Source organism: Halovenus marina (assembly GCF_051414115.1).
GTDB lineage: Archaea > Halobacteriota > Halobacteria > Halobacteriales > Haloarculaceae > Halovenus > Halovenus marina.
In genome coordinates this window covers 1,415,289-1,439,922 of sequence record NZ_JBLKNZ010000001.1, presented here as the reverse complement: position 1 = coordinate 1,439,922, position 24,634 = coordinate 1,415,289, and the positions used below count along the sequence as shown (strand labels likewise).

The following is a 24,634-nucleotide window of genomic DNA, read 5'->3' as shown; positions in this document are numbered from 1 at the left end:
CGACAGCGGAGAAAGTGAAGCGCAATCGTGCGACGAGCGGTCAGTAAAACGCAACCGCGGGCGAGCAGTCAGTGGTCCGCGTCGTGTGGGTTCTTGACCGTGCCGTAGTTCTCGGCGTGGTCGGCGTAGTCGATGAATCGCGGTGCATCGGGGTCGAATGGGCGCTCGAGTGACTCGAAGGCCTTCTTTTTGTCCCAGCCCTGAAGCTTGCCGACCGCAGATTTGTCCTCCAGGTCGTGGTAGTCGAGATGTTCCTTCGTGAGGTCCCACATCTCAAGCCCCGTCTCGCTCCGGATGATGACCGACGAGTACTCGTCGGAGGATCCGACAGAGCCGACCGTGATGTCCGCACACATCCCGGTGAAGTCTGCACACTCGTCACAGCCTTTGAGCGCCGCGTCGTGGAAGTTCTCGATGTCCTCGGTGAGGATGCGGTTCCCCTCGAGGTCGTCGACCATCAGTTTGCCGTGGAGCACGTCCATCTTGCCGACGTTGTCGATGTCGATGTCGCGCTCTTCGGTGAGTTTCTCACCGACGAGGGACTTGTAGTTGAAGTTCTTCGTACACATCAGGGCGATGGTGTAGTCGATGGCGCGGACGCCTTCCTCCTGGGAGCCGTACTCCCACTCGAAGTCCTGTAGTGCGCGAATACCCTCTATCTCACAGGGCGTGCCGACGAGGGCGAGCGAGATGTCCTCCCAGGGCTTGTCCGGGAGTTTGTCCTCCCACTTGCTAAAGTCGAGATGACCGAGCGACATCGTCTGGTTGTAGATGGTGCCGGTGTTCTCGACGAGTTCCTCCTCCGTAGTTGCGAGAAAGCCCTCCGCCTTCCAAGCGTCCTCGTCGCTTTCGGTCGCGATGAGCGCACCGTCGATCTCGCCCGCTTCGAGAAGCGTGGTGAGGACGGCAGTCACTGCACCGCCGTCCTGAGAGTTTTCGCGCCAGTCCTCGGTGACGCGGGCAGAGTACTCGGTGATCGGGTCGCCCGCGCCCTTGGCGTTGTCCTCGCCGCCCGTGATCTTCCACTGGCGCTCGTAGCGCAGGCCACCGCGGGGGCAGAAGTCCCAGCACAGCGAACAGCCAGTACACATCTTGACCAGTTCGGGCAGGTCGTCGTCGCCGATACCGATCGAATCGGAGGGACACGCGGCCACACAGGTGCCACACTGGATACACCGGCCCTCGTCGATGACGGCCTCGTCGAGTTCCATGAACCACGTCTTGTCCTCGGGCGTCTCGATGTCGTTCATCTCAGAGCGGATGCTGTATCCGGGCGTATCCAGTTTCGCGTCGCCGGGCAGATTGACCCGGTTGTCCGGTCGGTCGGGGCTGCCGTGGTCCTCGCCGGGGAGCGTCTGACTGACGCCCTCTGCCGGTTTGGTGAACTCGATGTCGCCGAGTTCGCCGTCTTCGGTGACGTTCGTCGGCGTTCCACCCGCACTCGACGCGCCTGCGCCGTCCGCCATCGCGCGCGGTTCGCTCTCGTCACGTCGGTCAGACTCACAGCCACACGATCCGGACTGACAGCGTTCGCCGGACGCTTCGGTATCCGTGGGGATCGTCTCGTGCTGGCTCTGGGTTCGGTTCGTCCCCGAAACCGGCGGCACGCTCGGTTTCGAGTCGCCGCCGTCGGGGACGCCCGGGAGCGTCTTTGTCGCTTTGCCCCCTGATTGAGTGGCTTCCGACTCCGAGCGAACCGGCTGCTCACCGACGCCCGGATCTGCGAGCGCATCGAGCGCGCCGTCCTCGACCAGATCTGGCTCCTCAGTCGCCATGGGCAACACCTCCGGAGACGTTTGCGTCTGCTCGCTGCATCACGGTTCGCAGGCGGTCGTTGCCGACGCGGCGACACCACTCGTAGAATCGCTCGCCTTCGTGGCGTTCGTCGGTGTAGGCGTCGAATAGCTGTTCGAGCGCCGGAATGACGGCGTCTGCCGGAACGGCGTTTTCGACCCAGTCGATGAACTCGTTGTCGGTGCCGAGGCTTCCGCCGAGGCCGAAGTCCATCCCTTCGACGATGTTGTCGCCCTCCTCGTTGGTCGTCCCCTCGGGGTCGTCGACCTGAACGGTCTCGCCGCGGAAGCCGATGTCGGCAATCTGTGGCTGGGCACAGGAGGCCGAACAGCCAGACATGTGCATCCGGACGACGCCGAGGTCCTCGGGCGTCTCGATGCGCTTGTCGAGGGCCTTCGCCCAGCGTCGAACGCGGTTTTTCGTCTCGATGATGCCGTAGTTGCAGAACTCGGAGCCTGTACAGCCGACTGCACCGCGCGAGAACGGCCCGGGATCCGGACGGTACTTCCGGGCGAATGGCTCGTCGAGCAGGTCTCCAATATTCTCCTCGGGGATGTGCGTCACGACGAAGTTCTGGTCGGTCGCCAGACGGACGCTCGCGTCCTCGGTGCCGTACTCTTTCGCCGCGCGGGCGGCCTTCGCGAACTCGTCGCCGCCCATTCGGCCCGTGATGACGTTGAACCCGACGTACTTCAGCCCGTCCTGCTTCTGGTCGTGAACGCCGACGTGGTCGCCGGTGTAGCCTTCTGTGAGGTCGACGCCGCGTGTCGGGAACTCCAGTTCCGTCCGGTCGCGGATGGCTTCCTCGAATGCTTCGGCTCCCATCTGCTGGACGAGATAGCGCATCCGGCAGACGCCGCGGTTGTTCCGGTCGCCCAACTCCTTGAACGTCTGGGCGACGGCGCGGGTAAACTCGACGGCGTCTTCCGGCGGGACGAACACGTCGAGCGGGGAAGCCATCCGGGGACCGTCCGAGAGACCGCCGCCAACCTTGACGTGGAAGCCGTACTGCCACTCCCCGTCGAGTTCCTTCTTCGCCGGGGTCATGCCGACGTCGTTGATCTGGGACTGACCGCAGTCGTGTTTACAGCCCGTGATCGTCATCTTGAACTTCCGGGGGAGGTTCGCGTACTCGCGGTTCTCCGTGAAGAAGTCAGAGACGGCATCGACGACCGGTTGCGCGTTGAACGCCTCGTGGTCGGAGACGCCAGCGACCGGGCAGCCGAGCACGTTCCGCGCCGAGTCGCCACAGCCCTGAATCGTCGTCAGACCGACGTCGCCGTAGGTCTCCCAGATCTCTGGAACGTCTTCGACTTCGATCCAGTGTTTCTGGATGTCCTGTCGGGTCGTGATGTCGAGATAGGCATCCCCCCAGATGTCGTTCTGTTCCTCGCCACCGTACTCCTCGGGAGCGGTCGCGTACTCGTCTGCGACCTCGCCGATGACTTCGGCCTGTTCGGGCGTCAGATAGCCGCCGGGGACCTTGGTCCGCATCATGAAATAGCCCCGCTGGACGCCGTGACTGTACATGCCCGCCCACTTGAGTCGCTCCCATTCGCCGTCACCCGCGTACTCCTCAATTTCGTCGAATGTCATCCCCTCTTCCGCGTAGGTTTTGACGTCTTCGATTACATCGAGCGGGTGTTTCTCTTCCTTGTATTGTTCGACCGTATTCATATCTGGTCACCGACAGCCGTGTTCGAAAACTGCCGTCGTTGTCCACCCTCAATATCCCGGGACACTTTAGCCACGCTCTTACGGAGAATACCGCCACCCTTCGCCTTTTCCGGAATATATTTCCGGTATCCGGACACGGACATACGCCTGCGAACCCGTACCATCGCACCTCTTTCCAGTGGTTTCCCCACCTCAGTAACTGTGCGTTTCCGAATGAACCGGTGAATGTTTCTGGTAGATGTGTGATGGCAGTTCCGGTGGAGCGTATGGGTGGCTGTTTCGGTCGCCTTACCGGCCGAGAACGGGCGGTTTTCGGGTCGCTCGCGGAGGGAACCTGTCGGTCCGGAACGGTCAAATCACCACACGTGAACATTCCGGTGATATTTTACGAGAGAACTGCGAAGGTGTTGTATGACACATACGTGCCGGGACTGCAAGCGCACATTCGACTCGGAACTCGAACTCGCACTTCATCAGGACACCTGCGAGTCGGGACAGCTATTCTGTGATTCCTGTGGCGAGCGCTTCGCGGAGCAAGAAGCAACTGAGGACGGGTGGCACTATCGCTGTCCGACTGACGGCTGTGCCGGGTCCGGTATCGGCGAGGACATCAAGAACGTCGCGGACATTCGGCTGGAAGCGCCATAGGCTGGTCCTGTTTTGCGGGCGTCGAAAAGTTGGGGCCCCTGTGCGAGGAGCGACCGCAGTGACAACCGAGAGACAGAGGCCCCAGACGAATCTGGGGGTCACGGGCAAAGTACCGATTCACGGCGACAGTACTTGCCAGCGCACTCGCCCGAATCGGTCATCCGTCAAGTAGCGCCACGGCGTTCTCCGACACAATTGAACAGATCACTCGAACCAGTGTACGCGAAGTGGAATGTGACAATTCTTGTCTCGATACACATAGTCATATTCACACGCGGTGTAGTCACCACTATGACGGACGCATACGTCCACGTCGTCGCAGAGCCGTCAGCCGTATCACGAACAGCAACCGAAATTGCAGACGGTGAAAACGTCGACACAGTGCATCTCGTAACTGGCGAACACGACATCGTCGCGCAGATCGACGCAGAGAGCAAAGACGACATCGCCGATATCGTCACCGAACAGGTTCACTCGGTATCTGGTGTGGTCGACACGATCACGAGCGTCGCCTTCGAGCCCTGAACCGGGCGTTTTCCGACTCGTCCCTTCGTAACACTACTCCGAGAGCGTTCACTCTTCGACGTGTACGACGCCGCGCATGTCACTTGCCAGATGGGGGATGCAGACGTAATCGTACCGTCCTGGGATCTCGAAGGTGTGTTCGTGGGACTGGCCCTGCGTGAGGATCCCCCCGTTGTTCGACTCGTAGGCCTCTGTCGCGGCCTCGTAGTCGTCGAATTCGCCGGTCGCGAAGTACGTCGCGTCCTCGGGAATGTCGACTGCGGTGACCGTGTGGCCGTGTGAACTCGTGTTGCGGAACTCGACGGTCGTTCCGACGTCGACGGTCAGTTCCTCGGGTCGGAAATCGACCTGCGTCATTCCGACGTCGTGGTCACCGGCCGCACGCCCCTCCTCGAATCCCAGACAGCCAGCCACGCCGATGGAGAGCGCTCCGGTTGCCGTCGCAAGGAAACTCCGGCGGTCCATACCGGAGGTCAGGAGTGAACAAGTAAATGCGTCTCGATCGTTCCCGGAGAAAGGGAAACGCTCTTGGCCCGACCTGTCACATATGGCTGTATGAGCAACGGGGACGAGGACGCCGAATCCGCGGCGGAACCGGAGTCCGAAGCGGAGACAGAACCCGCGGAGGAAGACACAGAGACTCAGCCAGACCCCGAGGAGTTCGACGACCCGGCGGCCTTCGAGACGCGCCTCGACGAGGCAGAGAGCGCGCTCGAAGCGGCCGAAACCGAACCCGATCTGGACGACGTCGAAGCGACGCTCGACGAAATCGAGGACGACCTCGCGGACGCCGAGTTTTTCGTGCCCGAACCGGAAGACGAAGACGACGACCCCGAGGACCCACGTGACGACCTCGACGACCGACTCTCGGACCTGCGTGACGACCTCGAAGACCAGCGCGGCCCCTACGTGTCCGACATCGTCGACGTGCTCGAAGACGCACAGACGACGATCACCTCCAGCAAGTGGACAGAGAAAGGCGAAGGCGAGGTGAGCGAGGCCGTCGAGCGCTTCTTCGGGACGACAAGCGAGACGCTCGACTGGGAGGCGACGCTCGAAGCAAGCGACCCAGAGGACGTCAACGACGCCCTCGCAGAACTGACCGAATCGATCGGTGACACCGAACTCGATCCCGACGACGACGCCGATGCCATCGCGACGCTACTCGACGCCGCGAACGACCTCACTGGAGACCTGGAGGACGCACAGGTCTGGAGCGATCTGGAAGTTCGCGAGCAACTCCGCAGACAGGGCTTTTACGACGTGCTGACACCGGAGACACGGCGGGATTTCCCGCCGGAGTGGAACGCGATCAAAATCTACGAGAAGGAAGGCGAGGTCGAGCCAATCCTGACTGCGATGGAGTCGCTCGGCTCTGACTTCATGGAGGAGAACATCCTCGATGCGCTCGAACATCTCGCGCCCGAGGAAGCATTCGAGCAGGTCCACGCGCTCGCACAGCGGCGCAACAAACAGCCAGTCCGGATCCTCGGACGCATCGGCGACGAGCGGGCCTGCGAGACCCTGCACGACTTTCTGGGCGGTGGCGACGTGAAACTCGAACTCGTCTCGCTGCGGGCACTCGGAACGATCGGAAGCGAGGACTCGACTGAACCCGTCGCACAGCGTCTTGCCGCCGATAACCCCGACATTCGCTCGACGGCCGCACGGGCGCTCGGTCTCATCGGTGACACCCGTGCTATCGACCCGCTCGCGGAGGTGCTGGAGACTGACGACGCAGACGCCGTCCGCGCGAGTGCCGCGTGGGCGCTCAACCAGATCGGAACGGAGCGGGCGCTCGCGGCCGCCGCCGACTACGACGACGACCGATCGTATCTGGTGCAAGTCGAGGCCGAAAACGCCGCTCGCAGTTAAACAGCGAAACGCTAGAGGTCGCTTACAGATCGCCCAGTTTCTGGAGCAACTGTCCCCGGTACTCCTCGTCAGCCTGAACGCCTTTCATCTCGAGGACGCGCCGTTCGAGTTTGTCGAGCGCGACACCGAAGGCCGTGCGCGCGCCGTATCCCTCGCCGCTGCCTGCGACCTGTCCGCGGTTGGTTCGCAGTCGGATCTGACACTGGATGAGCGGCGTTCCACGGAGCGTCTCCTTGTGCTTGTGGAATCGGACGTGCGCGTGCATGACCTGCATCTTCTGGTACTTGTCGGCCACCTCCTCGATGCGTTCGCGGATGTCCTCGCGGCCGATCGTATCCAGCAGTTTGACGTTCGTGATCTGTACGTCCATGTGTTCGCGCTCGGTGTAGGTCAGCGCCCGAAGCACGTCGGTTTTCGTGATGATCCCGGTCACGTACCGGTCGTCGTCACTCGGCGTGACAACGAGTCCCTCGAAGTCGTTGTCGAGCATTCGCTTGACCGCCGACCGGACAGACTCGTCGACGCTCGTCGTCGAGACTGGGCTGTTCATGATATCGTAGACAGGAATGTCGAGAATCCGGTCGATATCGCCCGAGCGGTCGCCTTTCTGCTGTCGCTCGACGTTTCTGACCGCGATGTCCGCGATGTCGTGTGTCGTCACGACGCCCGTCAGGTGTCCGTCGTCGTCGAGAACTGGCAACCGGGAGATGCCGTGTTCGCGGAGCAGTCCGATAGCCTTTCCGACCGTCTCCTTGTCGTTCATCGTGACGACGTCGTCGGTATAGATTTCCTCGACGTCGAGCGCATCGAGGTTGTCCAGCACAGCTTCGAGAATGTGGTCTTCCGTGATGATCCCCCACAGTTCGTCGTTCTCGACGACCGGTGCAATCTTCGAGCCGCTCTCGACGAGCACTCTGGCGACTTCGCGAACGTCGTCAGTCCGTTCGACCTTCGGGGCCGAACGGATCAGTCCTCGCACCTTCGCACTCTCCTCGACGTGAGATTGCACCAGCTGTTTCTGTGTGATTACGCCTTCGTACTCGCCGTCGTCGGTGACGAGTATCCCCTTCGGGTTCGAGCGCTCGAAGAGTGATTTTACCTTTCCGAGGCGCTCGTCGGCGTCTATCTCGTTGTAGTCGCTGGTGGCAATGTCGGCAATATCCATCGTCGTTCCCAATCTGGGGGTTCGACGCCTGGCATAATCAAAGTTGGTTCTGCTCCCGCGCGGCTGGATGAACCGAAATCCACAGATTACGATGTCCAGAAGGATTTCGTGAACAGCACCAGTACGGGGATAATCTCGATGCGGCCGATCCACATCAACACGAACATGACTGCCTTCGTGCTCGGCTGAAAGCCCTCGTAGGTGCCGTAGGGGCCAGCATCACCAAAGGCCGGACCGATGTTGAGAAAGGTCGATGAGGCGGCACCCAGCGCATCGAACTCCGGAACTGAATCGCCGCCCCGCTCTGCGTTGATGACGATGAAGACGGTCAGTAACACGACGATGAGGACGCTCAAGAGGACGAAACTGTAGATGTCCTTGACCGTCTGCTCGTCGATGGGCTTTCCCGAGACGCGAACTGGTCGAATCGCATTCGGGTGGATACTCGTGAACAGATCGCGGCGAAGCGACTTGAGCGTGACCAGCCAGCGAAGCGACTTGACTGAACACGTCGTCGAACCGACCATCCCGCCGATGAACATCCCCAGCCAGAGCATGTGCTTTGCGGCCGGGGACCAGGTCGCGAAATCGGCGCTTGCGTATCCGGTGGTCGTGATGATCGAGACCACGTTGAACAGCGCGTGACGGACCGTCCCCGTGCCCCCGAACGTCGTGTTCGGGTCGTACACGAGTGCGGTCCCGACGACGAGCGTGAAGGCTGCGATGGCCCCCAGATAGAAGTGAAACTCCTCGTTGCGCAGCAGGCGACCCGGCTCGCCGTGGATGGCGTAGTACAGTAAGGTGAAGCTTGTCGACCCGACGATCATGAAGGGGATGGCAGCCCACTGCACGACGGGGTCGAACGCGCCGAGACTCAGCGGTTCCGACGAGAATCCGGCAGTCGAAACCGAGGTAAAGGCGTGGGCGACGGCGTTGTAGAGGTCCATGTTCGGGGCCAGCCCAGATAGCCCAAGTCCCCAGTACACTGCAATCGCAAGCCCCGTGAGCCCGAGATACAGCCCCCAGATGAGCCGCGCGGTGTGGGATATCTTCGGTGTGAGCCGGTTGACGTTCTCCGTCTGCGTTTCGGTCTCCATGAGTTGCGCACCGGCGACGCCCAGCGAGGAGAGGACTGCCGTCGCGAGAATGAGAATCCCGAGTCCACCCAGCCACTGCAGCAGTTGCCGCCACATCAGAATCGATTGTGCGTGGATCTCGAAGTCGCGCAACACCGTCGCGCCGGTCGTCGTCAGCCCGCTCATCGACTCGAACAGGGCGTTGACTGGCGATCCGATGGTTCCGGTCCCGGCGACGAGAAACGGAATCGCGCCGATAACAGCCACGAGCAGCCAGATGAGCGCAACTGCGAGAAATCCCTCACGCGGCCCGATGTCCAGGTCCGGGTCGGTGATATACCGCATCCCACTGCCGACCGAGAGCGTCACCGCGATCGTCACCAGAAACGGAAGCAGCGATTCCCCGGCGTATGCCGCGATCAGAAGCGGAAAGGAGAGCGGAACTGCGAGATACAGCAGTATCCGTCCCGTCAGATCGACGCTCGCTCGCCACCTGACCCGGAGTCGAAGCATGTTATTGCATCGCTGTGAGGTCGCTGACGAAGGACGATTCAGCGAAAATAACGACGTGGTCTCCCGGTTCCAGTGTCGTTTCGCCGCGCGGGATAACGAGCGAGAAGTCCCGCGAGATTGCGCCGATGACAAAGGAGCCGTCGAGTTCGGTCGCCAGTTCCTGAATCGACCGCCCGACGAGTTCGCTGTCGGCGGTCAACTCCAGTTCGACGACTTCCGCCCGGTCGTTTTCGAGGACTGCGAGGTTTTCCGCGACGCTCTCGAAGCTAAACCGGATAATCTCCTCTGCGGTCACCTGACGGGGGTTGATCGCGACGTCGACGCCAATCTCCTCGAACAGTTCGACGTACTCGGCATTTTCGACGACCGAGACGACGCGGCGACAGCCGAGTCGCTTCGCGAGCATCGACGTCAGGAGATTCTGCTCGTCGGAGCGAAGCGCGGAGACGAGATAATCTGCCTCGTCGACGTGCTCGCGTGCGAGAAAGTCGGTGTCTGTGGCGTCGTGTTCCATCACGAGCGTGTCGGGCAACTCCTCTGCGAGCGTTCGCGCTCGGTCGCTGTCCTTCTCGATGAGAACGGACCGGAGACCCCGGTCTTCGAGGAGTTTCGCGACGTGATAGCCGATTTCGGAGCCGCCGATGATCACGATTTCGTCGGTGGTGTCCGGCGTCGTTCCGGGTTCGGAGTCCATCGCGAACCCCTGCACGCTCTCCGGGCTTCCGATGACGACAGTCCGGTCTCCCGGCTGTATCCGCGTCGACCCCTTCGCGATGATCATCTCGCCGTCGCGAAACAACCCGGCGAAGGTGAGTGACTCGAAGTGGTCTGCTTCCGCGACGGTCTTTCCGGCGATTGGACTGTTTTCGTCGATTTCGAACTCCGCCATCTGGACGAGGCCGCCAGCGAAGGGATCGACATCGACCGCCGAGGGAAGACCGATCACGCGAACGATGTTCTCGGCCGTCAGCAGTTCCGTACAGACGAGAAAATCGACGCCGAACGCGCCGCGCTTTTGCTCCCACGTGTTGAAGTACTTGTCACTCCGCGTTCGGGCGATCGTAAACGGGTCACCGAGCGTCTTCGCAGTCCCACACGAGATGATGTTCGTCTGGTCGTCGTCGGTGCAGGCCAGAAAGAGGTCAGCATCGCCAGCATCGACCGAGTCAAGAACGGTGTGAGAGGTTCCGTCACCGGCGAGTGTCATCACGTCGGCTTGGTATTTGAGCTCCTCGACGCGAGTCTCGTCGACATCGATGACGACGACGTTGTGCTCCGATGCGAAGTTCTCGGCTATCGTCGTCCCGACTTCGCCAGCGCCAACGATAACTACGTCCATACACGCGTTGTGTCCACGCGGCCTCAAATCTGTTTCTACACCGTCATCGGCGGTGTTCAGATACACACCAGTCGAACAACCAGGTTCTCCTGGCTAAATAGACAAATCCTGGCAGACTGAACGGGCGAGACCGTCTCGGGGAACCCGGACGACCTGACCAGGGCGAGACACCCTGTTTCGGTTCAAACTTCGATCTGTTGCATCAACTCGACGAGTTCGTCGAGTTCGGGGAAGGTGTACACCTTCACGTCGATGTCGGATTCGAGCGCCTGCACCCGCGAGTCGAACATCAGCGCCATCTCCTCGTTCCGGTCGCCGACGAGTTCGTCGACCATCCCGCTTCCGGGACCGTAGGTAAAGGTCGGCGTCGACATGTCGATGGTCGTGTGGAGGACGTTCGCCCACCCGTCGATAAAGCCCGAAGTCATGATGTTGCCGATTTCCTCGATTGCGGAGCGCTCCATGTCCGTGAAGCCGTCGGTGGCACTTCCGGGATCGTCCATCCCGCCCATCATCCCTTGCGCGAGCTTCTTCCCGTCCTCGGCGTTGAACAGAAAAAGCACGTATCCGTGGGGTGGTTCGAGCATCTCGATGCTGATCCCGATCTGTTTTTTGTCACCGACGTGTGCCTTGATGTCCGGGATGTCGATGAAGTTGATCTTGGTTATCTCCATCTCCGTTTCCATCCCTGTCATCTGACTCAGGTGGTCAGCAACCGTATTCCCGCCCTGCTTTGCCATCTTGTTGAACAACCCGAGCTTCCGGATATCGATCATCAAGCTCATGAGTGCGGTTGGCGGTGGTTTCGGCCCGACCCACATAAGCGAACCCCCCGAATTTTCGCAAGCGAGAACAGGAGCGGAGTTACGAGTCCTCACTCGGTGACGACGCTCACCGCGACCCCTTCGCCCTGAGGCAACAGCGCCGTCTCGATGTCCGGCTGGTCACGGACGTAGTCGAGGTAGTCCGCAATCCCACGGCTGCTTTCGCTGGCGTCGGGAACCTCTTCGCCGTCCAGCAGCGCAACCACCGTGTCCCGGTCGACCGAGGACGACGTGATCGCGTTGTCTGCCAGCACGACACTGCCGGGTTCGAGTTTCCCGCGGACGGCCTCGAATGCCTCTCTGTATCGCTCCTTCTCGTTGTCGATGAGGACAATATCGAACGGGCCGTCGTACTCGGTCACGATGTCGATTGCGTCGCCGTACTCGAAGCGCGCCCGATCAGCGAGACCGCCCTGCTCGAAGTACTCCCGTGCGAGGTCGAGTTCGTCCGCGTCAATCTCGGTCAGGACGACCTCCCCATCGGAGCCGAGCGCCCGCGCGAACCAGTACGCGGAGTAGCCAAAGCCCGACCCGAACTCAAACACGCGCCGCGCGTCGGTCAGTCGAGCGAGCGTCGAGAGCCATACTCCCACCGTCTGCCCCACAATCGGGAACCCCTCCGCGCTGGCGCGCTCGTCCATCGCCTGGATGACCTCGTCGGGTTCTGGCCCGATCAGCTCTGCCAGTTGCGTCACTTCCGCGGGACAGGTTTGCTCAGTCATCGTTTCCCTGTTCAGTCATCGTTCCAGTAGTCGGGTTCGTTTCCGGCCGTCCACTTGATCGAACAGCCTCGGGAGGGGTTCTCCTCCTGGTCGATCGATTCCCCGGCAAGCATCGTTTCGATGTGGGCTTTCATCTCTCGCACCTCGGCCTCGTCGTCGGGGTTCGGGGCGTCGTCGAGACGGCCGTGATAGGCGAGTTCGAAGTCGCCGTCGACCCGCTCGAACAGCAAGGGGTCCGGTGTGCACATCGCGCCGTAGGCGGCCGCGACCTGCTGTGACTCGTCGCGCAGGTAGGCGTCCCACTGGATGGTCCCGTCCTGGACGCGTTCGACCATCGTCTCGAAGTCGTCCTCGGGGTACTCCTCAGCGTCGTTCGGGTTGATCCCGACGACTGCGACCTCGTCGTACTCCGTGGCGAGACGGTTCATCTCTGCGAACTTCGCCTTCGCGTACGGGCAGTGGTTGCAGGTGAAGACGACGAGCAACCCCTCGTAGCCCTCGAAATCTGCGAGCGTGTACGTCTCGCCGTCTGTTCCGGGCAACTCGAATCCCGGGGCGCTGTCACCACGTACCAGTACGTCCTGCGATTCTTTCGCGACCATACCCGACCTTTGGCTGCCGCGCCCTTACTCGTATCGCTGCCCGATCCGCTCGCGCACGACGAGCAGACAGGGTAGCACCGTGACCGAGGCAATCAGCGCGAGTACGATTGCCGACCCGGTTACGAGACCGAACCGCTGGAGCGGTGGCGACAGCGAGAGTGCGAGTACGCCAAAGCCAGCGGCGGTCGTCCCCGCGCTCGCGAGCAGCGCGCCGCCGGTGCCAGTGATCGACGCCTCAAGCGCGTCGTCGAGCGAATCCGTCCGCTCGCGCTCGACCATGAAGCGCTCGCCAGCGTGGATGCTGTAGTCCACCCCGAGTCCGATCGCCAGACTCGTGATCACTGCTGTTTCGCTGTTGAACGAGATTCCCAACAGCGCCATCGCCCCGAGCAACCACGCCAGTGCGGCCACCACTGGGGCGAGTACGACCGGCCCCAGCGACGGCGACCCGTATTGTCGCCAGAACAGCAGCACTAAAAAGACGAGGATGACGACGAGGGTGATGGTGAACGCCTGCACTAGATTTTCCAGCAGGGCGTCCTGGAACACGGCCTCGGTGACTGGCCCGCCAGTCGCGACGGCAGAGACCATCGGCGCATCGGACTCAATAGCGTCTGCGAGCGCTTCAGTGTCTGCTGCGATCTGCTGGGCCGACTCGCCGCCCCGCACGCTCACGAGCAGTCGGGCTGACGTGATCCGTCCGTCCTCGCGGCTCAGAACGTTCTCAGCGGCCGATTCGTCGACCTCGAACAGGAGGTCGTAGACCGCCGTCACGTTCTCGTCTGGCAGTCCATTCCCGGACGTGTCACGCTCGTCGATCGCTGCCGCGAGTGTCTCGTTGTCAGCAGCGACCGACCGAAGCACCGTGTGTGGTCCCTCGATGGCCGCTCTCCCGTCCGCCCGGACGACGACCGAACGGCCCGCCGGACTCTGACTCACGCTGTCGATGGCTGCGAGCACCTGCCCGTCAGTGACGGACTCTCGTATCAGTATCTGCGCTCGCCTGTCCGGCCCCTGCGTGCCGAAGTTGTCGCTCAGATATGCAAAATCATCGGCGATGGTGTACGTTCCGGGTTCGAGCGGCCCCGGCAGATATTCCGTCCACTCGGGTGCGTCCTGCGGGAGGAAATCGGCCTGATTGAACTCGGTGTCGATGGTCGTCGCCCCGTATGCGCCACCGGCGGTCAGCAGGAGCGCGACCACAATGACGGCAAGCGGCGACCGTGAGGCGAGGCGAGCGACACCCGAGAGCAGACTGTTCACGACCCCACGACCCACACCGAAGGCTGGCTTCGCCCGACTCCGCCCGAGACGACGTTCGATGACGCTGTCGAGTTCGACCTTGAGCGCGGGAAGCAGTACGGCAAAGACCAGAAAGGTCGCGAGGATGCCGCCCGAACTGAGCAGAGCGAAATCGCGAATCGCCGGGAGCGGACTCACGGTGTTCGAGAAAAAGCCCACGCCCGTCGAGAACGTTGCCGCGCCGAGCGCGAGCACGACGCTGCCGAGTCCGAGTGCCATCGCCCGCCTGATCGCGCGGTCCGGATCTGGTGGTCGGTCCGACGTCGCAGCGCTCGCCCCGTCACCTCCCTCCGGATCGTCCCCCTTGTCGGGGGCGACGTCGAGACGACCCGCTCGCGCTTCCCGGTAGCGCATCACGACGTGGAGTGCGTAGTCGATGCTCAGCCCGATGAGCAGGAACGGGACGGCGATGAGGATGACGTTCATCGGGATCGAGAGCCAGCCCATGATCCCGCCGAGCCACACCAGCACGACGGCGATGCCGACGAAGGCGAGCAGAATGTCGAGGACGTCCCGATAGGCGACGCCGAGGACGAACAGCACGAACGCGAGCGCAACCGGGGTGATGATGGCGAAGCTATCGCCAGTCGCTCGGCTGGAGGCATCCTCGTTGACTCCCTGTCCGAACACGAAGGCGTCTGCGAACCGCTCGTCAACCATGTCGTCGAGCGCGACCTGCGCGGCGTAGGCGCGTTCAGGAACCGCATCTTCACCGCCGTCGTCGACCTGGAACAGAAGCGCCAGGCGCGCCTCGGCCGTCGTTGATCCGGGTTCGTATCCTGCTGGCAGGAAGTCGTATGGGTCGGCGTTCGCCACCACGTTCGAGTCAGGGTCGAGCGCCCGTTCGAGTACCCCCTCGTAGGTGAGACTCTCGTACTCGTCGAGCGCGTCGAGCGCCTCGATCTGTTCTGTGAGCGTCGGCCGTTCGTCAGTCGGTTCCCCCGCGGCGGCGCTGACCTCGTAGTAGGCGACCGTCCCGATGATGTTCTCGATGCCAGCGAATCCCGGCGGTGCGAGCGTCGACCCGATCGCACCGTCTGACCGCGCCGCCTGCTGTAGTTCGAGCCCCGCACGTATCGACTCGCGCGTGAGGACGTTCCCGCCCTCCGATCGGACGACGACCTGTGAGACGATCCGCTCCTCACTTGGGTAGTTCGCCTCGACGTAATCGCCTGCTCGGGTCTGCTCGGTGTCGACGTCGAACTCCCCGAGGTCGGTCTCTCCCGTCTCGCCGACGGCGATGCCAGCTCCGACCAGCACGGTCACCACCAGCATGAGGGCGATGACGCTCTTCGAGCGGGACGTGACAATCTCTGCGTATCGGTCAGTGAGTGAACCTTTCATCGGTGACTGGTGATCGGTGGGTGCTTGCTCCCGAGTCGCATCACGTCGAGACGACTAGCCGTACGGGAATACTGTGCTATTGCTCACTACTGCACCCGCACACATATGTGATTGGGTGACGTGTCTGATCCCGATGGGAAATCGGGACATCGCGCTGTTCGAACGGTTCGCGCCCGCCTACGACTATCTGCTCCCGGCGGCCGACGGTGCCACTCTGCAACGCGCCCTCGACAGGGCGACCCGTCCTGTCGAGCGAGTACTCGATGTCGGCGGCGGAACGGGGCGGGGCGTCCGGGCGCTATCGACACCACAGCGGGTCGTCGTCGACCCGGCACGGGGGATGCTCAGCGAGGCACGGAGCCACGGAATCGAGACGGTTCAGGGGGACGGGTCGAGGCTTCCGGTCAGGACTGATTCGGTCGACGCCGTCCTCGTCGTCGACGCGCTCCACCACATCGCCGACCAGCGCGGCGTCATCGAGGAGGCCAAACGAGCGATTATGCCCGGTGGCGTCCTCGTCGTCTCGGACTTCGACCCGACGACTCTCCTCGGTCGCCTGCTCGTCCGGAGCGAGCATCTGGTCGGCTTCGAGTCGACGTTTCACCAACCTGACCGACTCAGGGAGACGTTCGCCAGCGTCGGCTTCGAGGCTGGCGTCGTCGAGCGCGGGTTCGGATACACTGTCGTCGGGCGCGTTCCGGCGTGAGACGAACGGCATCCGTCTGTGCTGAATTGCCGTCACTTACTTCCCGCGCTGTCAACAACGTTTACATATGGGAACGAAACAGGTTCGGCTCGAAGAGGATGTCTACGCCCGTATTAAGGACGAAAAGCGTGACGAGGAGTCCTTCAGCGATGCAATTGACCGACTCACCTCCGACTGGAGTCTCGCTCAGTGGGCACAGAAATACGAGACAGACCCCGAACAAAGTGCCTCGCACCGAAAACTGTTGGATGAGCTTGACGAGATCGACAAAGAGGCGGCAAACGAGATCGTCGAACAGGTCGAATGATTCTGGATACGAGTTACGTCATCGCTCTCAACCAGCAAGACTCGAACGCGATCGAACTCTCTCGGGAGCATGATGCAGCGAATCTTCCCCAGCGACTGCCAGCAACCGTCCTCTCCGAACTCTACGTCTCAGCTGGCGCGGGACAACTCGCCCACGAGAATGTGCGAGCCTACGAGGAACTCGTCGGGAATTTACCTATCATCGATATCGATGCGAACATCGCCAGACGTGCAGGAGCTATCCAGGGAGACTATCTTGCCAGCGAGACCAAGCCAGATCTCGGTCTTGCTGACGCGACAATCGCTGCGACCGCGCTTGTCTATAACGAGCCAGTCGTGACCGATGATACGGACGATTTTGGTAGTGTCGAAGGACTGGATGTCGTTTCCTGGAACTAAAGGCTGTCCCCGTGCGATCGACCTCGATCAGAACACCGCTAGACGTGCAGATTACGCTCTCGTGGGAACGACCGAGAGACCCAAGACGGCGGAGCCAAAGACTGGGGCATGGACGTTGCAACGTTTGCGCGAACGCGATTCGGTTCACCGGGACGAACCGCTCTGCTCGTTGTTGGTGACGTGCTCGCCATCCTCGTGTTCTTCGTCATCGGAAACATCGAACACGGCTTCGACCCCACGAACGTCGACCGGATCCTCCGGTCGGCGGCACCCTTCGTCTTCGGTTGGCTGGTCGTCGCCATCCCCGCAGGGCTGTACGGCCGAAGCGCCGTCCCCGCACCGATTCGCGTGCCGCTCTTTATCGTGCCTGCCTGGGTCCCCGCCGCGCTCATCGGCTCTGCGCTCCGGTCGACATCGCACTTTCCCGGCTACGCGCCACAGAATTTCGTCATGGCCGCGATGGGCTTTGGCGCGCTCTTCTTGCTCCTGTGGCGACTGACCGTCTCGATTGGGTATCTGATTCGCGCTCGATAGCAGTCCAGTCAGTAGGGGAAGGCGACTCCAGTCCGCGCCGGTCTGTGTTCAGTCCGCGCCGGTCTGCGCTCTCGTGCCGACCTCTCCGGCTTCGAGCGTCGCGCTGTTTGGCAGATTCGCGCGAACGTCGTCTTCCGGCCGTTTCTCGATGACCTCGGCGTAGGCGTCCGGCATCACGCGCGTGAAGTTCTCGATCTCCGCGTCCCACTCGTCGAGCAGTTCCATCGCACGCTCTGAGTCGGTGTAGGCGGCGTGGTTCTCGACGAGTCGGGTAAGCATCTCGCGGTCGCTCTCTTCGAGGTCACCAGAGAGCGTGACCATCCCCGTGTTCGCGTACTCCTCGAACTCGCCGTCCGGGTCGTAGACGTACGCGACGCCGCCGCTCATCCCTGCGGCGAAGTTCTTTCCGGTCTCACCGAGGACGGCGATTGCGCCGCCGGTCATGTACTCACAGCCGTGGTCCCCGAGCGACTCGACGACACCCTTGACCCCGGAGTTGCGAACTGCAAAGCGCTCGCCAGCCGCGCCGTTGACGTAACACTCGCCCTGCGTCGCGCCGTAGAGTGCGACGTTCCCGGCGATGATGTTCTCCTCGGCCTCGTAGCTCGCGGACTCTGGCGTTCGGACGACGAGTTTCCCGCCAGAGAGCCCCTTGCCGACGTAGTCGTTCGCGCTCCCAACCAGATCCATCGTGACACCGTCCTGCAGGAAGGCACCGAAGCTCTGTCCTGCCGTCCCGTCGAAGCGGATCGTGACGGTGTCCTCCGGTAGTCCTGCGACGCCGTATTCCTGCGAGATGCGATTCGACAGCGTCGCACCGACCGTTCGGTGGCTGTTCGATATCTCGCTGTCGATCGTCACCGGTTCGCCGGTTTCGATTGCCGACCCGATCGATTCGAGCAGTTCCCAGTCGAGTTGCTCGTCGATTTCGTGGGTCTGGTCTTGGGTCTTGTACCGGTCGACGCCCTCCGGAGCGTCGGGGTCTGCGAGTATCGAGGAGAGGTCGATTTTCTTCGCTTTCTCCTGTGTGACGTCCGTGCGCTGTCTGAGCACGCCGACGCGGCCGACCATCTCGTCGACGGTGCGGAAGCCGAGTTCGGCCATGATCTCCCGCAGTTCCTGTGCGATGAATGTCATGTAGTTGATGACGTGCTGGGGTTGGCCGGGGAAGCGCTCGCGGAGCTTCTCGTTTTGGGTCGCGACGCCGACCGGACAGGTGTTCTCGTGGCACTGCCGGGCCATCACACACCCGGAGGTGACCATCGACGCCGTCCCGAAGGTGTATCCCTCGGCACCGAGCAGCGCGGCGACTGCGACGTCTCGCCCGGTCTTGAGTCCACCGTCGGTCGTGACGCGAATCCGGTCGCGCAGTCCAGTCGACCGGAGCATCTGATTGGCTTCTGCGACACCGAGTTCCCACGGGACGCCCGCGTTTTTGATGCTCGTCTTCGGGGACGCTCCTGTTCCGCCGTTGTCGCCGGAGATGTGAACCACGTCGGCGTTCGCCTTCGCGACGCCAGCGGCGATGATTCCGACTCCTGCCTCCGCGACCAGTTTGACGTTGACGTCCGCTTCTGGGTTGGCCGCTTTCAGGTCGTAGATCAACTGTTTCAGGTCCTCGATGGAGTAGATGTCGTGCAGCGGCGGCGGGGAGATGAGTCCGACGCCGGGGACTGCGTATCGGACGTGTGCGATCATCTCGTTGACCTTCTTGCCGGGCAGGTGGCCGCCCTCGCCGGGCTTTGACCCCTGTGCCATCTTGATCTGGAGTTCCTCGGCCGAGGAGAGATACGTCGAGGTGACACCGAACCGACCGGATGCGACCTGCTTGGTCTTGCACTCCTTCTCGGTGTCGAATCGCTCGGGCGGTTCGCCACCTTCGCCGGTGTTTGCCGTCGCGCCGATGCGGTTCATCGCGATGGCGTTGTTCTCGTGCATCTCCGGCGAGAGCGACCCGAGTGACATCGCGGCCGTCTCGAAGCGCGTGACGATGTCCGCGACGGGTTCGACCTCTTCGATCGGAACGGACTCTCGGCTCTCGCCGTCGAATTCGAGCAGTCCCCGCAGCGTCTGCAGGTTCTCGTTCTGGTCGTTGATCATCTCGGCGAACTCGAGGTACTTCTCGTAGTCGCCCATCCGCACGGCCTGCTGTACCGTGCCGACCGTGTCGGGGTTCCACTGGTGATGGATGCCGCCGGTTCGGTTTTCGTACTCGCCGACGCGCTCCATCTGCGGGTCGTCACCCCACGCGACGTCGTGGCGCGTATCCAGGTCTGATTCGATCTCCTCGATTCCGATCCCCTCGGTGCGGTTCTCCGTCCCCTCGAAGTACTCCGCGACGAAATCAGAGGAGAGACCCACGGCCTCGAAGATCTGTGCGCCCTGGTAGCTCTCGACCGTCGAGATGCCCATCTTCGCCATCGTCTTCAGCAGGCCGTCCTCGACGGCGTTGATGTAGGCGTCGATTGCCTTCGACGGGTCTGCGCCGTCCGGTCCAGCGACGAGATCTGTGATTGTCTGGTAGGCGAGGTACGGGTTGACCGCGCCAGCACCGTATCCGATGAGCGTCGCGAAGTGATGGACTGCGCGCGGGTCGCCCGATTCGAGGACGAGGCCGATGTGATTTCGCAGGCCGTTCCTGACCAGATGGTGGTGAACCCCACCGACCGCGAGCAGCGAGGGGATCGGTACCGCGTTCGGCCCGGCCGAGCGGTCAGAGAGGACGATGATGTCGTGTTCGGTCGCTAACTCGGCCGCCTCGGCCCGAACGTCCTCCACGGCCGATTCGAGGTCGGTCGTCTCCGGGTCGTAGGTGATGTCGACGACTGCCGTCGAGAGGCCGTTCTCGACCTCCTTGATATCGGCCAGTTCCTGGTCGGTGAGGATAGGTGAATCGACGACGAGTTGGCGGGCGTGCTCGGGCGTCTCGTCGAGCAGGTTGCGCTGGAAGCCGAGTCGCGTCTCCAGACTCGTCACCAGTTCCTCGCGGATGTAATCAAGCGGCGGGTTCGACACCTGTGCGAACAGCTGTTTGAAGTAGGTAAACAGCGGGCGGTTGTACTGCGAGAGCACAGACAGCGGCGTGTCGTCGCCCATCGACCCGATGGGGTCTTTGCCCTTCTCGGCCATCGGTTCGAGCAGGTGGTCCACCTCGTCGTAGGTGTAGCCGTACATCGCCTGATGTGCCCGTAGCGTCTCCACCTCGTCGGTTGGCGTGTTGTCGCTGCTCGTGCGAATGTCGTCCATGCCGACCTGCTCCTGATCGACCCACTCGCCGTACTTGTCGTCGACGAGTCCCTCGAACACTTCTTCGTCGGGGATAACTCGTCCTTCCTCCGGGTCTGCAAGGAAACACTGACCGGGCTGGAGCCGTCCGCGCGTTTCGATCTCCGCCTCGTCGTAGCCCAGCGCGCCGACTTCCGAGGACATCACGAGCGTGTTGTCCTCCAGGACGTCGTAGCGGCAGGGTCGCAGCCCGTTTCTGTCGAGGACTGCACCGATGCGCTCGCCGTCGGTGGCGGCGACGAGCGCTGGGCCGTCCCAGGGTTCGACCAGCGAGGCGTGGTAATCGTAGAAGTCCCGCCGGTCGCCCTCGACGTGGTTTGCGTCGCCGCGCCACGCCTCGGGGATGAGCGTCCGGAGCGCGTGTGGCAGCGACCGGCCGCCCTGCATCAGCAGTTCGAGCGCGTTGTCGACGCTCGCGGTGTCTGACTGGTCGGGGTCGTCGATGATCGGCGTGATCTTCTCGATGTCGTCGCCGAAGTCCTGGTGTTCGATGTCGGTCTCCCGGGCCCGCATCCAGTTGATGTTGCCCTGAATGGTGTTGAACTCGCCGTTGTGGATGATGTTCCGGTAGGGGTGGGCGAGATGCCAGGCCCCGAGCGTGTTCGTCGAGAAGCGGGCGTGGACGAGCACGAACGTCGAGCGCATCCGCTCGTCGGCGATGTCGGGAAAGTACGCTGCGAGCTGGTCGGCCTTGAGCAGGCCCTTGTAGACGACCGTCTTCCGGTCGAGCGAGACGATGTAGAACCGCTCTGCACCCTGACTGTCCATCTCCTCGACCGTGTTTTCGACGACGCGTCGGCCGACGTACAGATTCCGCTCGAACCCCTCCTCGGAGGCGTCTCCGGTCGGTTCGACGAACACCTGTTCGATGTGCGGCTCCGAATCGAGTGCGGTCTGTCCGAGCGAACTGTTGTCGGTCGGAACCTCACGCCACGTGATGACGTCGAGTCCCTCGCTCGCGAACGTCTGCTCGACTGTGTCCTTCAATTCCACCCGTGCAGTCTCGTCCTGCGGGAAAAATATCGATCCGACGGCGTACTCGCCGGGCGCTGGCAGGTCAGCAGAGAGCGTCTCGTCGAAAAACTCGTGTGGGATCTGGAGCAATATCCCCGCACCGTCGCCGGTTTCTTTCTCGGCCCCCGTCGTTCCCCGGTGTTCCAGACATTCGAGTAGGTCGATGCCGTCGGTGACGATTTCGCGGGAACTCCCCCCGTCGAGATCCATAATCGCCCCGACGCCGCAGTTCGAGCGTACATCCGCCGGGTCGGCGAGCATAGCCTCCCCATCCGACGTGTGTGTGTCTCTCATAGTACTTCAACTACAGCACTGGAGGCATTTCAGCGTATTCCTGATATTCCTCGGATGTGTTATGGATACTCTTATGCATTCCTATGCCCTTATACAAACTTATATTCCCGGACAAATCCATCGACATAATCCGTTATAGACTCTCTCTCCCGGGATTCTTCTCTTGATCTGTTCTCCCAGAAAAGATCTACACTCGATCACTTTCCGCGCAAACTGCTGTCTTTCCCGGCGGATATTGCAAATATTGCCCATACCGGAGGTGCTCGTTTCACAGTAAATATTGCCCCATTCAAAAACTCTCTGTCACGGTCGGCACCTCCTCGTTCAACGCCATCGATTGCAGTACTGCGACGCGTGTCTCGGAACCGGTCTTCGCGCTCAGTACGTTTTCGCGAAGTACGCCGTCTCTTCGGCCGGTTCGCCACAGATGGCACACTCGTCGTGGATCGGTTCCTCGTCGCGGTCGAGTGGCACCAGCGCGATCTCGGCGGCGATGGCGTCCTTGATCGGTTCCTCACACGCCTCGTCACCGCACCACCCACACTTGACGTAGCCGCCGTGTTGCCCGATGGTTCCGAGGATTTCCTCGCGACTCGTGGCTTCCCGCACCTCGCCTTCGAGGGTCTCCTCGGCACGTGCGTACAGTTTTGCAAACACGGTGTCGAGATGCTCCTCGACGGTGTCACCGAGTCCGTCCCTGTCGACGGTTTCTGTTTCGCCGTCCGGACGGTGGACGAGCGTCGCAGCCTCCTCCTCCAGTTCGTTCGGCCCGAGTTCGATCCGCACCGGGACGCCCTTGAGTTCCCACTCGTTGTACTTGAAGCCGGGATTGCGGTTCTCGCGGTCGTCGAGGTGGACACGGATTCCAGCCTCGTCGAGCGTCTCCTCGATTTCCTCTGCGTACTGGAGAACCTCCGTCTGGGTGTCCTCGTCCCAGATGGGGACGATGACGACCTGTTCAGGCGCGAGCGTCGGCGGCAACACGAGACCCTGGTCGTCGCTGTGGGTCATGATGAGCGCACCCATCGCTCGCCACGAGAGGCCCCACGAGGTGGTGTGTGCGGTCTGTTCGTCCTCGTCCTCGTCGATGTAGGTGATGTCGAAGGCCTCCCCGAAGGAGGTGCCCAGATAGTGTGAGGTTGCGCCCTGAACGCTCTTGCCGTCGGGCATCAGCGCTTCGACTGTCGTCGTCGTGTGCGCGCCGGGGAACTTGTCGTGTGGGGGCTTGCGCCCGGTCAGCGGCGGAATAGCGAGCACGTCCTCGTAGAGACGCTCGTACTGCTCTAGCCGAGTCATCGTCTCGTCCCACGCGCCCTCCTCGTCGCGATGGGCGGTGTGGCCCTCCTGCCAGAGGAACTCCTTCGTCCGGAAGAAGGGCTTGGTCTCCGTTGCCTCCCACCGGACGACCGAACACCACTGGTTCAATCGGAGGGGTAGATCCCTGTGCGAGCGCGTCCACTCGGCCATGAACGGGGCGATGATCGACTCGCTGGTCGGCCGAACTGCGAGGCGTTCTTCCAGTTCGTCGTAGCCGCCGTGGGTGACCCACGCGACTTCGGGGTCGAATCCCTCGACGATGTCCTTCTCGCGTTCGAGAAAGCTCTCGGGGATAAAGAGCGGAAAGTAGGCGTTCTGGACGCCGGTGTCCTTGAACCACCCGTCGAGTGCGTTCTGGATGCGCTCCCAGATGGCGTACCCGCGCGGGCGGGTGACGATGAACCCGCCCATCGACGTGTAACTCGCGAGTTCCGCCTTCTGAACGACTTCGGCGTACCAGTCGCCCGTCTCGTACTCCTTCGATTTCGTGATGCCGAGTTCCTGTTCGCTATCCTCGCTCATTGGACGAATTTGTGATACCGAACTATAAACAGGCTACGCTTGTGTGCTGGAACCGTTTCGACTCGCAACTACCTCCACCACCTGGAAAATGGTTATATAGGTGGACTCGGTCGGAGACGGAACACAGCCGATCTTCGGGCACGTTTTCGAGATAGGACAGGCAGGTATCAGGCGAAGGTAATCTCAGCGAACGACGCCGGACTGTGAAATTCGGGTTCGACCGTGTCGATGTCCGACCAGACGGCGAGTTCGCTGTCGCCCCCGAGTCGCTGAAAGTTGCCCGTCCAGACGGTTCCGGCAGTCGGGGCGATGTCTCGGCCGCTGAAGGTCGCGAGCGTCTCGTAGGGGAGCGAAACGGCGACCCACCATTGCTCGTCCTCGAGCGCGGGTGACTTGTGGGTTCCCTGGATGAACGTTTCGACACAGATTGGGTCGGCCAGCGACCGCGGAACGCGCGTTCGCCGGTTCCGGTCTTTCCCCCAGCCAAGGATGTACGCGCCGATGCAGTTCACCTCGAAGTTGAAGTACGGCGAGTGGTCACGACCCGGCGAGAAGAACCACTCGACGCAACTGTCCCGGTAGACGGGGCCGTTGAGCCACGACACCGCCGCGCTACTGTGGCTGTCTTCGACCTGAAACTGCAGATACAGCGCCTCGTCGTCGTAGAGCACCCGGACTGTGGCCGCCTGCTCGTCGCCCCCGGTGTCCCACGGATAGCTGTCGATGGTCGCCGACTCCGCCTCACTCCAGACCGTCCCCGAAACGTCGCCGACGAGCGGAACCGACTCCGGCGCCCGCTCTATCGTATAGCCCGTCATCTCCTGCGCGTTGCTATGTCACCCCCCTAATTA

20 protein-coding genes are annotated in these 24,634 nt (G+C 62.2%); 7 read left to right on the top strand and 13 right to left on the bottom strand.

Features of this window, described 5'->3' with window-relative positions:
* Positions 1-68: 68 nt before the first annotated feature.
* Together ACMGFL_RS07275 and ACMGFL_RS07270 are read right to left on the bottom strand one after the other, a co-directional pair.
* Positions 69-1,775 carry a Coenzyme F420 hydrogenase/dehydrogenase, beta subunit C-terminal domain gene (locus tag ACMGFL_RS07275; RefSeq protein ID WP_436934871.1) on the bottom strand — a complete coding sequence of 569 codons (1,707 nt, stop codon included), beginning with the start codon at positions 1,773-1,775 and terminating at the stop codon, positions 69-71.
* Positions 1,765-3,471 (bottom strand): nitrite/sulfite reductase, encoded by a 1,707-nt coding sequence (locus tag ACMGFL_RS07270; protein WP_436934870.1) that lies wholly within the window; start codon positions 3,469-3,471, stop codon positions 1,765-1,767. Before ACMGFL_RS07270 ends, ACMGFL_RS07275 begins: the two co-directional genes overlap by 11 nt.
* Positions 3,472-3,882: 411 nt before the next feature.
* Here ACMGFL_RS07270 and ACMGFL_RS07265 point away from each other — a divergent pair, with 411 nt between their 5' ends.
* Positions 3,883-4,119 carry a transcriptional regulator gene (locus ACMGFL_RS07265; protein WP_436934869.1) on the top strand — a complete coding sequence of 79 codons (237 nt, stop codon included), beginning with the start codon at positions 3,883-3,885 and terminating at the stop codon, positions 4,117-4,119.
* A 291-nt stretch (positions 4,120-4,410) separates the two neighbouring features.
* A complete protein-coding gene (locus ACMGFL_RS07260; protein ID WP_436934868.1) occupies positions 4,411-4,644 on the top strand; it encodes an Lrp/AsnC ligand binding domain-containing protein in 234 nt (77 codons plus the stop codon).
* Positions 4,645-4,692: 48 nt separating this feature from the next.
* Here the strand turns inward: ACMGFL_RS07260 and ACMGFL_RS07255 are convergent, their stop codons facing one another.
* A complete protein-coding gene (locus ACMGFL_RS07255) occupies positions 4,693-5,109 on the bottom strand; it encodes a cupredoxin domain-containing protein (protein ID WP_436934867.1) in 417 nt (138 codons plus the stop codon).
* A 90-nt stretch (positions 5,110-5,199) separates the two neighbouring features.
* Between ACMGFL_RS07255 and ACMGFL_RS07250 the strand changes: the two genes are divergently transcribed.
* The gene (locus tag ACMGFL_RS07250; RefSeq protein WP_436934866.1) at positions 5,200-6,519 is read left to right on the top strand and encodes a HEAT repeat domain-containing protein; all 1,320 of its coding nucleotides are present in this window, start codon (positions 5,200-5,202) and stop codon (positions 6,517-6,519) included.
* 22 nt (positions 6,520-6,541) lie between these two features.
* Here the strand turns inward: ACMGFL_RS07250 and ACMGFL_RS07245 are convergent, their stop codons facing one another.
* The 7 genes from ACMGFL_RS07245 to ACMGFL_RS07215 form a co-directional block, all read right to left on the bottom strand.
* Positions 6,542-7,684 carry a CBS domain-containing protein gene (locus ACMGFL_RS07245; protein WP_436934865.1) on the bottom strand — a complete coding sequence of 381 codons (1,143 nt, stop codon included), beginning with the start codon at positions 7,682-7,684 and terminating at the stop codon, positions 6,542-6,544.
* An 86-nt stretch (positions 7,685-7,770) separates the two neighbouring features.
* Entirely contained in the window at positions 7,771-9,273 is a 1,503-nt protein-coding gene (locus tag ACMGFL_RS07240; protein ID WP_436934864.1) for a TrkH family potassium uptake protein, read from the bottom strand.
* Between the two features lies 1 nt (position 9,274).
* Complete coding sequence (gene trkA / locus ACMGFL_RS07235) at positions 9,275-10,612, bottom strand: Trk system potassium transporter TrkA (RefSeq protein ID WP_436934863.1); 1,338 nt, start codon at positions 10,610-10,612, stop codon at positions 9,275-9,277.
* Between the two features lie 182 nt (positions 10,613-10,794).
* Positions 10,795-11,397 carry a chemotaxis protein CheC gene (locus ACMGFL_RS07230; protein WP_436936427.1) on the bottom strand — a complete coding sequence of 201 codons (603 nt, stop codon included), beginning with the start codon at positions 11,395-11,397 and terminating at the stop codon, positions 10,795-10,797.
* Positions 11,398-11,486: 89 nt separating this feature from the next.
* Positions 11,487-12,158: an O-methyltransferase gene (locus ACMGFL_RS07225; RefSeq protein ID WP_436934862.1), complete on the bottom strand. Its 672-nt coding sequence runs from the start codon at positions 12,156-12,158 to the stop codon at positions 11,487-11,489.
* Positions 12,159-12,169: 11 nt separating this feature from the next.
* Positions 12,170-12,760 carry a thioredoxin family protein gene (locus ACMGFL_RS07220; RefSeq protein WP_436934861.1) on the bottom strand — a complete coding sequence of 197 codons (591 nt, stop codon included), beginning with the start codon at positions 12,758-12,760 and terminating at the stop codon, positions 12,170-12,172.
* Positions 12,761-12,784: 24 nt separating this feature from the next.
* Positions 12,785-15,406 carry an efflux RND transporter permease subunit gene (locus ACMGFL_RS07215; protein WP_436934860.1) on the bottom strand — a complete coding sequence of 874 codons (2,622 nt, stop codon included), beginning with the start codon at positions 15,404-15,406 and terminating at the stop codon, positions 12,785-12,787.
* A 133-nt stretch (positions 15,407-15,539) separates the two neighbouring features.
* On the opposite strand from ACMGFL_RS07215, the gene ACMGFL_RS07210 reads away from it, so the two are divergent.
* The 4 genes from ACMGFL_RS07210 to ACMGFL_RS07195 all read left to right on the top strand — a co-directional run bounded on the left by ACMGFL_RS07210 (position 15,540) and on the right by ACMGFL_RS07195 (position 17,351).
* Positions 15,540-16,112 carry a class I SAM-dependent methyltransferase gene (locus tag ACMGFL_RS07210; protein ID WP_436934859.1) on the top strand — a complete coding sequence of 191 codons (573 nt, stop codon included), beginning with the start codon at positions 15,540-15,542 and terminating at the stop codon, positions 16,110-16,112.
* Between the two features lie 67 nt (positions 16,113-16,179).
* Positions 16,180-16,419, top strand: coding sequence for an antitoxin VapB family protein (locus tag ACMGFL_RS07205; protein WP_436934858.1), 240 nt, complete (start codon positions 16,180-16,182; stop codon positions 16,417-16,419).
* Positions 16,416-16,817, top strand: coding sequence for a PIN domain-containing protein (locus ACMGFL_RS07200; protein WP_436934857.1), 402 nt, complete (start codon positions 16,416-16,418; stop codon positions 16,815-16,817). Before ACMGFL_RS07205 ends, ACMGFL_RS07200 begins: the two co-directional genes overlap by 4 nt.
* Before the next feature lie 108 nt (positions 16,818-16,925).
* The gene (locus ACMGFL_RS07195; protein ID WP_436934856.1) at positions 16,926-17,351 is read left to right on the top strand and encodes a DUF3054 domain-containing protein; all 426 of its coding nucleotides are present in this window, start codon (positions 16,926-16,928) and stop codon (positions 17,349-17,351) included.
* 48 nt (positions 17,352-17,399) lie between these two features.
* Here the strand turns inward: ACMGFL_RS07195 and gltB are convergent, their stop codons facing one another.
* From gltB to ACMGFL_RS07180, 3 genes are all read right to left on the bottom strand, one after another.
* Complete coding sequence (gltB, locus tag ACMGFL_RS07190; RefSeq protein WP_436934855.1) at positions 17,400-21,944, bottom strand: glutamate synthase large subunit; 4,545 nt, start codon at positions 21,942-21,944, stop codon at positions 17,400-17,402.
* Between the two features lie 378 nt (positions 21,945-22,322).
* Entirely contained in the window at positions 22,323-23,783 is a 1,461-nt protein-coding gene (proS, locus tag ACMGFL_RS07185) for a proline--tRNA ligase (protein ID WP_436934854.1), read from the bottom strand.
* Positions 23,784-23,950: 167 nt separating this feature from the next.
* Positions 23,951-24,601: a carbohydrate-binding family 9-like protein gene (locus ACMGFL_RS07180; RefSeq protein WP_436934853.1), complete on the bottom strand. Its 651-nt coding sequence runs from the start codon at positions 24,599-24,601 to the stop codon at positions 23,951-23,953.
* Positions 24,602-24,634 lie beyond the last annotated feature (33 nt).

Coding starts and splice junctions, on each gene's coding strand:
- ACMGFL_RS07255 (WP_436934867.1), bottom strand. CDS start 5,109: ATGGACCGCCGGAGTTTCCTTGCGACGGCAACCGGAGCGCTCTCCATC.
- ACMGFL_RS07245 (WP_436934865.1), bottom strand. CDS start 7,684: ATGGATATTGCCGACATTGCCACCAGCGACTACAACGAGATAGACGCC.
- ACMGFL_RS07210 (WP_436934859.1), top strand. CDS start 15,540: ATGGGAAATCGGGACATCGCGCTGTTCGAACGGTTCGCGCCCGCCTAC.
- ACMGFL_RS07205 (WP_436934858.1), top strand. CDS start 16,180: ATGGGAACGAAACAGGTTCGGCTCGAAGAGGATGTCTACGCCCGTATT.
- ACMGFL_RS07230 (WP_436936427.1), bottom strand. CDS start 11,397: ATGAGCTTGATGATCGATATCCGGAAGCTCGGGTTGTTCAACAAGATG.
- ACMGFL_RS07270 (WP_436934870.1), bottom strand. CDS start 3,471: ATGAATACGGTCGAACAATACAAGGAAGAGAAACACCCGCTCGATGTA.
- ACMGFL_RS07240 (WP_436934864.1), bottom strand. CDS start 9,273: ATGCTTCGACTCCGGGTCAGGTGGCGAGCGAGCGTCGATCTGACGGGA.
- ACMGFL_RS07200 (WP_436934857.1), top strand. CDS start 16,416: ATGATTCTGGATACGAGTTACGTCATCGCTCTCAACCAGCAAGACTCG.
- ACMGFL_RS07260 (WP_436934868.1), top strand. CDS start 4,411: ATGACGGACGCATACGTCCACGTCGTCGCAGAGCCGTCAGCCGTATCA.
- ACMGFL_RS07215 (WP_436934860.1), bottom strand. CDS start 15,406: ATGAAAGGTTCACTCACTGACCGATACGCAGAGATTGTCACGTCCCGC.
- ACMGFL_RS07225 (WP_436934862.1), bottom strand. CDS start 12,158: ATGACTGAGCAAACCTGTCCCGCGGAAGTGACGCAACTGGCAGAGCTG.
- trkA (WP_436934863.1), bottom strand. CDS start 10,612: ATGGACGTAGTTATCGTTGGCGCTGGCGAAGTCGGGACGACGATAGCC.
- ACMGFL_RS07275 (WP_436934871.1), bottom strand. CDS start 1,775: ATGGCGACTGAGGAGCCAGATCTGGTCGAGGACGGCGCGCTCGATGCG.
- ACMGFL_RS07265 (WP_436934869.1), top strand. CDS start 3,883: ATGACACATACGTGCCGGGACTGCAAGCGCACATTCGACTCGGAACTC.
- ACMGFL_RS07220 (WP_436934861.1), bottom strand. CDS start 12,760: ATGGTCGCGAAAGAATCGCAGGACGTACTGGTACGTGGTGACAGCGCC.
- ACMGFL_RS07250 (WP_436934866.1), top strand. CDS start 5,200: ATGAGCAACGGGGACGAGGACGCCGAATCCGCGGCGGAACCGGAGTCC.
- ACMGFL_RS07180 (WP_436934853.1), bottom strand. CDS start 24,601: ATGACGGGCTATACGATAGAGCGGGCGCCGGAGTCGGTTCCGCTCGTC.
- ACMGFL_RS07195 (WP_436934856.1), top strand. CDS start 16,926: ATGGACGTTGCAACGTTTGCGCGAACGCGATTCGGTTCACCGGGACGA.
- proS (WP_436934854.1), bottom strand. CDS start 23,783: ATGAGCGAGGATAGCGAACAGGAACTCGGCATCACGAAATCGAAGGAG.
- gltB (WP_436934855.1), bottom strand. CDS start 21,944: ATGAGAGACACACACACGTCGGATGGGGAGGCTATGCTCGCCGACCCG.